General features: G+C 62.6%; 14 protein-coding genes. 10 read left to right on the top strand and 4 right to left on the bottom strand.

Annotated features, from left to right (window positions below):
- The first annotated feature begins 118 nt into the window (after positions 1-118).
- The 8 genes from WBA38_RS03485 to WBA38_RS03450 all read left to right on the top strand — a co-directional run bounded on the left by WBA38_RS03485 (position 119) and on the right by WBA38_RS03450 (position 6,984).
- Complete coding sequence (locus tag WBA38_RS03485) at positions 119-1,027, top strand: LysR substrate-binding domain-containing protein (RefSeq protein ID WP_424294080.1); 909 nt, start codon at positions 119-121, stop codon at positions 1,025-1,027.
- Between the two features lie 138 nt (positions 1,028-1,165).
- Positions 1,166-1,552, top strand: coding sequence for a hypothetical protein (locus WBA38_RS03480; protein ID WP_424294079.1), 387 nt, complete (start codon positions 1,166-1,168; stop codon positions 1,550-1,552).
- Positions 1,553-1,594: 42 nt separating this feature from the next.
- Entirely contained in the window at positions 1,595-2,545 is a 951-nt protein-coding gene (locus WBA38_RS03475; RefSeq protein WP_424294078.1) for a phenol 2-monooxygenase, read from the top strand.
- Positions 2,542-2,835, top strand: a complete 294-nt coding sequence (locus tag WBA38_RS03470) for an MmoB/DmpM family protein (RefSeq protein WP_424294077.1) — start codon at positions 2,542-2,544, stop codon at positions 2,833-2,835. Before WBA38_RS03475 ends, WBA38_RS03470 begins: the two co-directional genes overlap by 4 nt.
- 43 nt (positions 2,836-2,878) lie before the next feature.
- Positions 2,879-4,423 (top strand): YHS domain-containing protein, encoded by a 1,545-nt coding sequence (locus WBA38_RS03465; protein WP_424294076.1) that lies wholly within the window; start codon positions 2,879-2,881, stop codon positions 4,421-4,423.
- A gap of 3 nt (positions 4,424-4,426) precedes the next feature.
- Complete coding sequence (locus WBA38_RS03460) at positions 4,427-4,753, top strand: phenol hydroxylase subunit P4 (RefSeq protein WP_424294075.1); 327 nt, start codon at positions 4,427-4,429, stop codon at positions 4,751-4,753.
- Between the two features lie 12 nt (positions 4,754-4,765).
- The gene (locus WBA38_RS03455) at positions 4,766-5,836 is read left to right on the top strand and encodes a 2Fe-2S iron-sulfur cluster-binding protein (protein WP_424294074.1); all 1,071 of its coding nucleotides are present in this window, start codon (positions 4,766-4,768) and stop codon (positions 5,834-5,836) included.
- A gap of 209 nt (positions 5,837-6,045) precedes the next feature.
- Positions 6,046-6,984: a hypothetical protein gene (locus WBA38_RS03450; RefSeq protein ID WP_424322047.1), complete on the top strand. Its 939-nt coding sequence runs from the start codon at positions 6,046-6,048 to the stop codon at positions 6,982-6,984.
- Between the two features lie 72 nt (positions 6,985-7,056).
- Here the strand turns inward: WBA38_RS03450 and WBA38_RS03445 are convergent, their stop codons facing one another.
- The 4 genes from WBA38_RS03445 to WBA38_RS03430 all read right to left on the bottom strand — a co-directional run bounded on the left by WBA38_RS03445 (position 7,057) and on the right by WBA38_RS03430 (position 9,965).
- Positions 7,057-7,548, bottom strand: coding sequence for a hemerythrin domain-containing protein (locus WBA38_RS03445; protein WP_424322046.1), 492 nt, complete (start codon positions 7,546-7,548; stop codon positions 7,057-7,059).
- A 177-nt stretch (positions 7,549-7,725) separates the two neighbouring features.
- Entirely contained in the window at positions 7,726-8,031 is a 306-nt protein-coding gene (locus tag WBA38_RS03440) for a DUF1416 domain-containing protein (RefSeq protein ID WP_424293999.1), read from the bottom strand.
- Between the two features lie 58 nt (positions 8,032-8,089).
- Positions 8,090-8,917, bottom strand: a complete 828-nt coding sequence (locus WBA38_RS03435) for a sulfurtransferase (RefSeq protein WP_424322045.1) — start codon at positions 8,915-8,917, stop codon at positions 8,090-8,092.
- A gap of 133 nt (positions 8,918-9,050) precedes the next feature.
- On the bottom strand, positions 9,051-9,965 hold the full coding sequence (locus tag WBA38_RS03430; RefSeq protein WP_424294001.1) for a DUF2993 domain-containing protein: 915 nt from the start codon (positions 9,963-9,965) through the stop codon (positions 9,051-9,053).
- A 114-nt stretch (positions 9,966-10,079) separates the two neighbouring features.
- On the opposite strand from WBA38_RS03430, the gene WBA38_RS03425 reads away from it, so the two are divergent.
- The gene (locus WBA38_RS03425; protein WP_424294002.1) at positions 10,080-10,823 is read left to right on the top strand and encodes a winged helix-turn-helix transcriptional regulator; all 744 of its coding nucleotides are present in this window, start codon (positions 10,080-10,082) and stop codon (positions 10,821-10,823) included.
- The gene (gene mshD / locus WBA38_RS03420; protein WP_424294003.1) at positions 10,816-11,760 is read left to right on the top strand and encodes a mycothiol synthase; all 945 of its coding nucleotides are present in this window, start codon (positions 10,816-10,818) and stop codon (positions 11,758-11,760) included. The genes WBA38_RS03425 and mshD overlap by 8 nt, the downstream gene beginning before the upstream one ends.
- Positions 11,761-11,847 lie beyond the last annotated feature (87 nt).

Genomic DNA, 11,847 nt, shown 5'->3' with positions numbered 1-11,847 from the left:
GTCAGACGTAGTGCGGGAATCGACGCATCATGCGAGAACGGGCAGGGGGCGCGGGGGGCGGGGGCTAGAGTCGAGGCCAATTGCGAAGGCGATGGCGCGACTTGGATGAGGTGGACTCGTGGAACTTCGGCACCTGCGGTACTTTGTCGCCGTCGCTGAGGAGTTGCATTTCGGGCGGGCTGCGCTGCGTCTCCACATTGCGCAACCGCCGCTGTCTCAACAGATCAAGCAACTCGAGGGTGAGCTCGGCGTCACTCTGCTCAACCGGTCGACGCGCAAAGTGGAACTGACCGACGCCGGGCAGCGCTACCTGGAACGGGCGAGGGAAATCCTGTCGTCGGTCGACGCCGCAGCCGACGAAGCCGGTCGTGTCGCCACCGGCGAAGTGGGCCGCGTATCGATCGGGTTTACCGGCTCAGCGACCTATCACCTCCTGCCGGCAATCGCGCGGCACCTGCGAGCCGAACTACCCGACATCGTCCTCGACCTCCACGGTGAGATGCTGACCCCGCAACAGGCCGCAGCCCTGCACGATGGCACCATCGACCTCGGCTTCCTGCGGCCTCCCATCCACGACCGCCTCCTACGTTACGAACTGGTGAGCACCGAACCAATGCTTGCCGTCCTCCCGAAAGCGCACCCGTTGGCGCAGCGGCAGTTCATCGAAGTGGCCGACCTGGCGGATGAAATTTTCATCACCTACTCGGCGTTCGGTCGGTCGGTGGTTTTCGAAGTGGTGATCGACGCCTGCCAGCGGGCGGGATTCACGCCCAACATTCAGCACGAGGTCGGGGAGACGGCGACGCTCATCGCCTTTGTCGCCGCAGGCATGGGTGTGGCGCTTGTGCCGCAATCCGTGCGGCACATGCAGATCACCGGTGCTCAGTACGTCCCGCTTGGCGGCGAAGTGCCGACCGTCGAATTGGCTTTGGCTCGTCGTGCCGAGCCTCCGTCGCCACACCTGAAGCGCGTGCTCGAGTCGTTGCGTACGGCATTGCCGACAATCGCATCCGACAATCCAGACTAAGATCTGAGCCCTCTTAATCAGGCCCTTTCTGATACTTCACACCTTCTCGAACCTATGTGATGCTCGTCTCGACGCATAAACAGATATGCGCTAAGTCACAACAGGTCCGACTCAGTTGAACTCGGAAACGGAGAAGGCATGACCCCCTTCATGCAACAGGTGCAAGAACTCCTCGACGGCGGCGAACAAGTTGAGCCCCGCACAGTGCCCAGCGAAGAGGTCACCGTCGCCGAAGCCGCCGACACCCAGGTGATCATTCGTTCGCTCGCCGAACAACTGGTCAGCGAAGCCAACGCAATCCTGGTCGATGATCCGGCGACCGGCATCATCTCGCTAGTCGACGAGACCGGACCGGGCGCATTGGCCTTCACCCTCGGATACGGCGGCCGCAGCGCCCGCGTCGAAACCGTCGTCTCCGGGCACACCGCGACAGCCCAACTCATTGTCGGCGGCGTACCCCAATCTCGACGCCTCGCAGGCGAAGACGAGATGGCCGCGCTGGTCCTCGACCTCATTGCCGGCTGACGAACCCGTTCCCCCCCCGATATCTCGAGCAGGAGAGATTCGATGCAATTCGAACTTCGCTACCAAACGATCGAACCCAAGCGCCAGACCTACCAAAACATCATCGAACGATTCGGCGATGAACCCGCGACCCGCTACCAGGAAGCGACTCTCGATATTGAGCCGCGGGAAAACTTCCACTACCGGCCAACCTGGACGCCGGACCACGAACTGTACGACGCCAACTACAGCGTCCTGAAGCTCACCGACCCGTACACGTACGCCGACCCACGGGGCTACTACTACACGCCCTACGTCACCAACCGGGCTGCGCTGCACGATGAATTCGGTAAGACGCTCGGCTACCTCGAGAACCGTGACCTGCTGGCCAAGCTGCCCGAAGGATGGGAAGCGGTCCTTGCCGAGGTGGTGGTGCCGTTGCGTCACTACGAGGCTGGCGCACAGTTGGTGAGCGTCGCCGGAGCTCGGTTTGCCTACGGCTCATCGCTGTCGCAGTGCGCGAGTTTCGCCGCCTTCGACCGCATCGGCAACGCGCAGATGATCTCCCGGGCCGGTATCGGCGCGGGCAGTGGCACGGCCGACGTTCTCACCGCGGCCAAAGAAACCTGGATGACGGCCGACCACATGCAGCCACTCCGCCGCCTTGTTGAAGAAATCATGGTCGAGGGCGATTGGGCCGAAGGGATCCTCGCGATCGATCAGATCGACAAGCTGCTTTACCCGGCAATCTACAGCGGGCTCGACGAGCGTGCCCTCCTCGGTGGCGCCGGTGCCTACAGCCTGTTCGCCCAGTACCTGACCAAGTGGTTTGCCGACCAGCGCAAGTGGCTCGACGCCCTCGTCGAAGCGTGGCGAAACGACCCCGAACACGGTGAAGCCAACACCGCCATCTTGGAAGGCTTCGAAGCCAAGTGGGGCACCCGTGCCGCCGAAGCAGTCAATGCACTCGTCGCCGTCATCGACACCAACATTGGAATGGAGGTTTCGGCATGACCGCCGCAGCCCGCCCCGTACGACAGGTCGGCATCGACCTACAGGAATCCGAAGAGAACCGGGCACTCGTTGCCGCCATCCGGGCCGACAATCCCGAGGTCAGCGTCCGGCAGTTGCCCGGGTTGGTGAAGCTATCAGCCCCCGGCCAAATCGTCATCAACCGCGAAACCGTTGAAGCCCAGCTCGGACGCGAATGGGAAACCGGCGAGTTTCAGCTCGCCATCGTCACCTACACGGGCAACTTCGCCGAATGGGACGACGACCAAATCGTCGTCGCCTGGGAACACTGACCCGCCCATCCCGCTTGCCGAGCCACCAAGGAGATCATCCACAATGACTACCGCCAAAGCCCCAAACCGTCCCAAGAAGCTCCCGCTCAAGAAGCGCTATTCGCTGTTGACCCGCGACCTCGACTGGGAACCGTCGTACGTCAAGCACGAAGACCTTTACCCGTACACGCGTTACGAAGGCATCAAGGTCCATGACTGGGATGGCTGGGAAGATCCCTTCCGCCTGACCGTCGACGCGTACTACAAGTACCAGGCGGAGAAAGACAAGCGCCTGTACGCCGTCCTCGATGGCTTCGCCCAGAGCCAAGGGCACCTGACGGTCTCGGACGCGTCGTATCTGAACGCGATCAAACTGTTCATTCAGGGAGTCACCCCACTCGAATACCAGGCGCACCGGCACTTCGCGTACCTCGCGCGCTACCTGGAAGGGCCAGCCCCGCGGTTCGCCGCCCTGTGTCAGAGCGTCGACGAACTGCGTCACTGCCAGACCCAGATCCACACCATCAGCAACTACAACAAGTACTACTCGGGCTTCCACTCGTGGTCGCAGATGCACGACCGTGTCTGGTACCTGTCGGTGCCGAAATCGCTGTTCGACGACGCCATGACCGCCGGTCCGTTCGAGTTCCTCATCTCGATCTCGTTCAGCTTCGAATACTTGCTGACCAATCTGCTGTTTGTGCCGTTCATGTCGGGTGCGAGTTTCAATGGCGACATGCCGACCATGTCGTTCGGGTTCTCGGCGCAGTCGGACGAGAGCCGGCACATGACCCTCGGCCTCGAAGCGATCAAGTTCCTGCTGGAGCAGGACGAAGACAATGTGCCGATCATCCAGGAATGGATCGACAAGTGGTTCTGGCGTGCGTACCGCATGTCGGCGCTGGTCGCCGGAATGATGGACTACATGCTTCCCAAGCCGGTTATGAGCTGGAAGGAAGCCTTCGAGCTGTACTTCGAGGAGCAAATGCTGGGCGGACTGTTCCCAGACTTGGAGTTCTACGGCATCAAGCCGCCGCGCCACGTCAAGGACGCCATCGCCGAGAAGGACAAGCTCTCGCACGAGGTCTACAAGATCCTGCACAACTTCTCGTTCGCGGCGTCGTTCACCACGCAGGTCCCGACGCCCGACCACATGAAGTGGCTGTCGGAGCAGTACGGCGAAACCTTCGACAAGCACTACGGCCCCAACTGGGAAAAGCACCGCAAGATCGAGGAAGCTGGCGGTCGGGTGTTCTTCCAGGGCCTGCCGCAACTGTGCCAGGTGTGCCAGGTGCCGATGGCGTTCACCGAGGCGGACGATCCGACGAAGATCTCGTTCCGCCGCAGCGAATACGAAGGCGAGACCTACCACACCTGCAGCGACGGCTGTCAGTGGATCTTTGAGCGCGAACCCGAGAAGTACGTCCAAGCGTGGCTGCCTGTGCACCAGATCTACCAGGGCAATTGCGGCGGTCCGACAGTCCCTGAGGTGCTCGACTGGTACGGGATCCAAGAGGGCGACAACGGCGAGTACAAGGGTTCGCCCGACCACGTTTCGTGGCAGGAGTGGCACCCGGACACCAACCAGACGCAGAACCAGGAGGCTTAAGCCATGGCTGTCAAGGCTCTCTACGACTACAAGTATCCCGCGGCCGACCGTGCCGAAATCTTCGGTGAGGATCAACTCCTCTACGTGCACTGGCTCGGGAATCCGCTGTTCTGTTCTGCTGGCTGCTTCCGGGCACCGCAGGCGATGAGTTTCAACGACTTCGTCTCCGAAATGGTGGTGCCCTTTGCCTCGACCGACCCGGAATTTGATCCGGCGTCGATCGCGAGTTGGCAGCTGTTCGACGACGCCTTCGACCCCGGAGACGGGACGTCGTCGTTGAAGGATCTCGGCGTCGGACACAAGGCGCTGTTGAAGTTCACTACTGCCTGATCGGAGCGTTCGATGACCACAACCCACACGATCACGGTGGAGCCGCTCGGCACCGAGCTCACTTGCCGTGAGGACCAGTCGATCCTGGACGCGTGCCTCCGCAACGGCGTCTGGTTGCCACACGCCTGTACTCACGGGACGTGCGGAACCTGCAAGGCGGAGGTGCTCGACGGCACCATCGACTACGGCGATGCGTCGCCGTACGCACTCTTGGAGAGTGAACGGGACGACGGGGCCGCGCTGATGTGCGTGGCGACGCCGCGGTCGGACGTGGTCATCGAAGGCGACGTGGAGATCGAGGAGGGGATCACCATGTATCCCGTCCGCGACTTCACGGGCACCGTGGAGATCCTCGACGAGGTGGCACCCGACGTGCGTCGTCTGGTGATTGAACTCGATGAGCCGTTGAACTTCAATCCAGGCCAGTATGTGCAGCTCAACCTGCCCGACGGCGACAACCGCCCGTATTCGATTGCGAGCTCGCCGCACGATCCGCAGCGCATCGAACTGCACATCAAGCGGACCGAGAACGGTGTCGCGACCGACGGCTGGGTTTTCGACACCTTGGCAGTTTCCGACGCCGTCTCGCTGTCCGGACCGTATGGAAAGTTTTACTTTCGGCCCGACCGCGACAAGCCCCTGCTGCTACTCGGCAGCGGCACCGGTCTCGCACCGCTGGTGTCGATCCTCAAGACCGTCATGGCGATCGAAGATGAGGAAGGGGAGTGGGAACACGAGGTGGTGCTCTACCACGGTGTCGCGATGGGCGACGGCCTCTACGACCGCGACTGGTTCCAAGAACTGGCCGACGAGCGTGACTGGTTCTCGTACCGTCCCGCCGTCTCCCGGGAGGAGTTCGACGGTCGGCAGGGTCGCGTCCCCGCCCTGCTCACTGAGGACTTTCCCCGCGCTGGCGGCAACGTCGCCTACATTTGCGGTAACCCCGCCATGGTCGAAGACACCATGCGTGCCCTGATGAAGGCCCGACTCTTCCCGCGCGACATCTACCGCGAAGACTTCTTCGACGCCGCCGACCGCGCCAGCGGCGCCCACGTGGTCCGAAGTCCGCTGATCAAGCGGTAACCCGGCGGGCAGTCGTGCGGGTAGCGGGTAGCGGGTAGTCGTAGGGCGTTCGCGTAGTTCGTTGGTTCTCGCTCCCGCACAGACGGAGCGAGAACCAGCGAACTACGCGAACTCCGTCGTCGGGTGCTGCTCGCTCGCGGAGTGCCGGAGCCTGCGGATAGCGATGGAACCGGATTGGGCTCGGCTGCGTCTAAGTATGTATGCGGGGAATGGATGAGCACGGGCTGATCTGGCGGACGTTGGCACTCGACTCGGGAGTGAGCGAGGCCAAAATGAATCGGGCGATTCGACAACAGTGGATCCTGCCTGTTGGACGAGGCGTCTATGTGCGTGCCAAGGACCTGCCCGAGGATCCTGGAGAACGTAAGCGTGAACTGTTCCGGCACCGATCGCTGGCCGCAGCGATCGGTCTTGAAAGAAATGCGCCCGACGGTGGACGGACACTCAGCCATCAGTCGGCAGCGTCGTTGCTTGGCTTGCAGTTGCTCCTGCCGGATCTCGGAACAATCCATATCACCAACGGCCGATCTGCTGGTGGGAAGCTCATCGAGGGCCGCATGGTCCATGCAGGTCTGCTCGACGAAGACGACGTCACCGTAGTCGGTGGAGTCCGCGTCACTAGCCTCGCCAGGACTGCCGTCGACGTCGCGCTCTCCCTCTCCGACTTTGCGCAGATTCTCACGGTCTTCGACAGTGCTCTGCGCGCCGGCGTCGCCAGGGAAGAACTCGAGCGTCGTCTGATGGGGCCTCGCCATGGTGTAGCCGCTGCGCGACACGCTTTGGCTTACGCAAACGGACTGTCGGACAATCCTGGCGAGTCGTGGAGTCGCGCGCAGATCATCGAATGTGGTCTGCCCGTACCGATCCTGCAATCGAAGTACGAGCTGCGAGACGGCGCGATCGTCTTCTGTGATTACGACTGGGAAGGAAAAGCCGTTGGGGAGTTCGACGGTTTCAAAAAGTACCGACGCACACTGCTCAAGCCCGGCACCGATCCTGAAGACGCGGTGACCGCGGAGAAGATCCGCGAAGACAAACTCCGCGACCTCGGCCTCGGGGTGATCCGCTGGTGGTGGGAGCACCTTGTGACGCGGACGTTGGAAGCTCACTTGCGCCAGAATCTGCCGCGCTGGGGCGTCGTCCTTTAGGTCTTCGCGTACTTCGTTGACTCTTGCTCTCGCACAGACGGAGCGAGAACCAGCGAAGTACGCGAACGCGACCTACCCGGCGGCGCGGGCGGGTTCCCAGCCTTCGGGGGTGGTGCCGTCGGCGAGGAAGTCGCGGAGGAAGGCTTGGGAATCGTCGTCCATGTCGGAGTCGAGGTGCGGGTAGATCACCGGCTCTTCTTTGGAATTGTGATTGTCGAGAAGTTCAAGCATCGCGCTGCATTCCGCGACGACGGTGCTTCGCGTGGGTTCATGTTCGACGTCGTCGGCCGACAATTGTTCGTCGAGGGCGGCCATGCGGCGCCACATTTCGCCGTGCTCGTTGAGCATCACCATGATCGGCATCATCAGCGGGCCGTTGCGGAGCTGCGGAAATACCAGCTCCTCTTCCAAATAGATGTGCCTGCGCAAAGCATTCATCGCCTCGGTGAGGGGCGCCGCCCACTCGCGGACGTTTCCCGAAGGCGACGCCGCCACGAACTTCTCGATGCCCGCATCAATCGCGTGATGTTCGACGGTGAGGACCTCGGCGAGGGTGGCGGACATGGCTGGCTCCTTCTAGGACGTGGCGATTTGTGCGTGATGTCCACGTTACGCCCGTTGGCCAAACCCTCAGCCCGAGAAAAGCACAGCAAAATGCACAGTGCCCCAACCCGCGAACGCGGACAGGGGCACTGCGACTTGGAACCGTCTGCGACTCGAAGGCACAGGCGGAAGATAGAGCTACTTGGAGACGGTGACGTCCTGGTTGTGAACGCCGGGGCCCTCGGGGGCGATGGTGACATCGCCATTGCCCTGCGAGCTCAGCGCACGCAGAGTCCAGGTGCCGGGAGCGGCGAAGAAACGGAAATCGCCGGTGGCCGAAGCGACAACCTCGGCGGTGAACTCGCCGGTGCCGTCGAGCAGACGCACAAAGGCGCCAGCGACGGGGTTGCCCGAACCGTCGACGACCTGACCGGTCAGAACGGTTTCCTTCTCGGTATCAACGCCAGCCGGAAGGGTCTGACCCTGCTTAGGTGCTGCGCACATGTCGTAAGTCCTCTCAGAGACTTTCAGTTAAGGGGGACTGAAGTATTGGTAGAAGCGCTTAGCGCTCGATGGGGGCGCCGACCAAAGAGCCGTACTCGACCCAGCTGCCGTCGTAGTTCTTGACGTTGGTCTTGCCGAGGAGTTCCTGCAGCACAAACCAGGTGTGGCTCGAACGCTCGCCAATGCGGCAGTACGCGATCGTTTCCTTCGAATCGTCGAAACCCTTGTCTGCGTAGAGGGCAGTCAGGGCGTCGTCGGACTTGAAGGTGCCGTCTTCGTTGGCGGTCGACGACCACGGGATGTTGATAGCGCTCGGGACGTGGCCGCGCTGCTGTGCCTGTTCCTGCGGCAAGTGAGCCGGTGCGGCAATCTTGCCGGAGAACTCGTCAGGGCTGCGAACGTCAACCAGATTCTTGGAGCCGATCGAGTTGATGACCTCGTCGCGGAAGGCGCGGATTGAGGTGTCTGCGGCCTGGGCAACGTAGTTGGTGGCTGCGCGGGTGACATCGTCGCTGCTCAGCGTGCGACCGTCGAGTTCCCACTTTTTGCGGCCACCGTCGAGCAGACGGACGTCCTTGTGGCCGTAAATCTTGAAGTACCAGTAGGCGTAAGCGGCGAACCAGTTGTTGTTTCCGCCGTAGAGAACCACGGTGTCGTCGTTGGCGACGCCGCGCTCGCTCAGCAGGGCACCGAACTGGTCGGCGTCCAGGAAATCGCGACGCAGACCGTCCTGCAGGTCCTTGCGCCAGTCGAGGCGGATGGCGCCCGGGATGTGGTTCGTGTCGTAGATCGAGGTGTCTTCGTCGACCTCAACAAATACGACCTTGTCGGTGTTCAGATTCTCTTCAGCCCAATCAGCGCTGACGAGCACATCGGAGCGTGCCATGGTGGTTCCTTTCGATGGGTCACTGCACGACAAAACTGCAGATGACGGCATGGGAAAATCGCGGGTTTGTGGCACAAGGAGACGTTGTTTTACCGACCCCGGTGCTGCATGTGAACGACCCTACAACAGGAATTTAGGGGCCAGCGGGGAGCGGATTTGCGTAGTCAATTCCGCGTACGGCAACCGCTGGGGTCTCCCCGATGGCGACCAAGTCGCTTCCCCTGCTCAGGGCGTGTTTTGCGGTCGCTCCCCATGCCATTTGGAGGGCTGGGAGGGTGGTTGAAAACCTTTTTAATACCGCTGAGCGAAACTCCTGTGGAACGTCCGCGGAGTAGTGCTCCTCTGGTCCGTTGTAGAAGTCCGTCGCCTCAATCCGGATACGACCGTCAACTACCGAGACCTTCGCCGAGACGCTGACCTTTACTTTCGGCGCGGTATAGGCGGCAGCTGACGGCGGAAAGCCATTCTGCGTCTCCGGTGAGCCCGGCAGGGGTACGGTGCCGCTGATCATGATGCCCTCGGTGCGCTCGAGAAGACCGTCGCCGGGACCGCCGCCGCCAGCCTTATCTTCGGGGGCTGGCGTATTGACGTAGAGATCGATGATGCCCATGAGGCGACCAAGGGTGGGGGAGTCGATGCGCGTCTCAGCCGTCATCGACGTCGCGTGCAGCACAGTCTCCGGCCCGATGTTGGAAGTGTTGCCCAGCGTCGCCGAGTGCAGTCGTGCATCGACGGTCGATGTGCAACGCGGTGTGCCCGCGCATCCGCCGATCGGTACGCCAGCGGCACTGATAAGGACCGAGCTGAACTCGCCGGAACTCTTGTGCGCCAAGAAAGGGAAGCCGCCCAAGATCACGTCGGGCTCAAAGGGAACTCCCGGTGATGCCTGGATGGCGCGCGCCAACCGATGCTCGGCGCGGGACGCGGAGAAGTCGTTGACCACCAGCGCCACCAGGGCGCCAACGACGACGACAACGAGGGCCCACGCGGCCGCTTGCAGGAAGCGACGGGGCGCGCGCTTTGGGGTGAGGGAGGATGTTTCGGGCATCGGCGCTATTCTGTCACTAGTGTTTCTCGTTTTACGAGGCACTCACTACCGGGAGCTGCGACCAGCGTCGATCGACAGCCCAACAACTGAGCCACGACTTGATTGGAGTCATACGTGGACCTGTTGCTGTTGACCGACGAGCAAACTGCCGAAGCTGTCCTGGGATCACTCTCCTTGCTTCCGCACCGCGTAGCTCTGCTTCCCGCAGAGACATCAGCGCTGGTGCAATTGGGTGAGCCGCAAGCAATTTTGGTGGACGCTCGCACAGATTTAAGTGCTGCCCGCACCATGTGTCGGCTCGTTTCCGACACCGGGACGGCCCCCGTGGTGGCCGTCGTCGCCGAGGGTGCACTCGTCGCAGTGAATGCCGACTGGGGCATCGACGACTTCCTGCTGCCCAGTACCGGGCCCGCCGAATTGGACGCCCGACTGCGCCTGGTCACCACACGCGCCAACGGCACCATCGACGAGCCACAAGACAAGGTGACGCTCGGTGAGCTGGTGATTGACGAGTCGACGTACACCGCACGACTACGCGGTCGGCCCATCGATCTGACATACAAGGAATTTGAGCTCCTGAAGTTCCTCGCCATGAACGCAGGCCGGGTGTTCACTCGTGCTCAACTGCTCCACGAAGTGTGGGGTTACGACTATTTTGGTGGCACCCGCACCGTCGACGTCCACGTGCGACGACTGCGCGCCAAGCTCGGCAGCGACCACGAGTCGCTGATCGGTACGGTCCGCAATGTTGGTTACAAGGCGGTGAAGCCGTCGCGCCGCAGTGAACGCGACGGGTCCGGGCAGGCGAGTCCCGGCCCACGGTCGGATTCGGCCGATACATTGGACGGTGATGAGTGAGCACCGTGAGCCCCGAATTGTTGCCGACGCACTAAGCGCGGCGGACGTCGCCTTTGCCCGCGACCTGTGTGAGCGCGCCGAACGCGTCGACGGCATTGCGCCGCTCGCCGAGCAGGCGCGGTTCGCGATCTCGTCCGGCGCCGACCTGCACCTGTTGTCCGAGCACGGTTACGCCAACGTGATTGCCGCCCGCGATGGGGGCGCAGCGATGGTGGAAGCCGTCGTCGACCCGGAGTTCCGTGGACGCGGCGAAGGTCGTGCCCTGGTTGATGCGGCGCTGTCCGCAGCCGAGGGCGTGCCGGGGTCGGAGAAACCGCAGGTGTGGGCCCATGGCGACTTGCCTGCCGCAACCTTTGTCGCCGCCGCTTTGGGCTTGGAGCGGGCGCGTGAACTGTTGCAGTTGCGTCGGCCAGTGTCGGTGGAGGCCGGTGCCCAGCCCTTGCCGGAGATTCCCGAGCGCGACGACATCGTCGTACGGACCTACGCTGGGCCCGCCGACGACGCGGAAATTTTGCGCGTCAACAACGACGCCTTCTCCTGGCATCCGGAGCAAGGCGGCTGGACCCAGGCGGAGATCGACGAGCGCACCGGCGCGGACTGGTTCGATCCCGCCGGGGTGTTCCTGGCCTTCGACTCCACCGACCCTGCGAAGTTGTTGGGCTTTCACTGGACCAAGATCCATCCCGCGGTCGGCGACGAACCGGCACTCGGCGAGGTGTACATCGTGGGTGTGGACTCCGCAGCCCAGGGTCGCGGACTCGGTTCGCTACTCACCTTGGCTGGCTTGCACTACATGGCCGCGCTGACCGACGACGACGGTCCGCTGCTCAAGGAAGTGGAACTGTACGTCGAAGGCGACAACGCCGCCGCCCTGCACACTTACGAACGCCTCGGCTTCACCCGCTACACCGCCGACATCGCCTACCGTCGCGCTTAGCCTTCGCCGGCCTTCTCCTCCGCTCCTCCCTCGCGGCGTTCTCGCATGATGCGTCGATTCCCGCACTATGTCCGACGTAGTGCGGGA

The organism is Gordonia sp. (in: high G+C Gram-positive bacteria) (genome assembly GCF_049647785.1).
Lineage (GTDB): Bacteria > Actinomycetota > Actinomycetes > Mycobacteriales > Mycobacteriaceae > Gordonia.
This window is presented reverse-complemented; position numbering and strand designations above follow the sequence as displayed.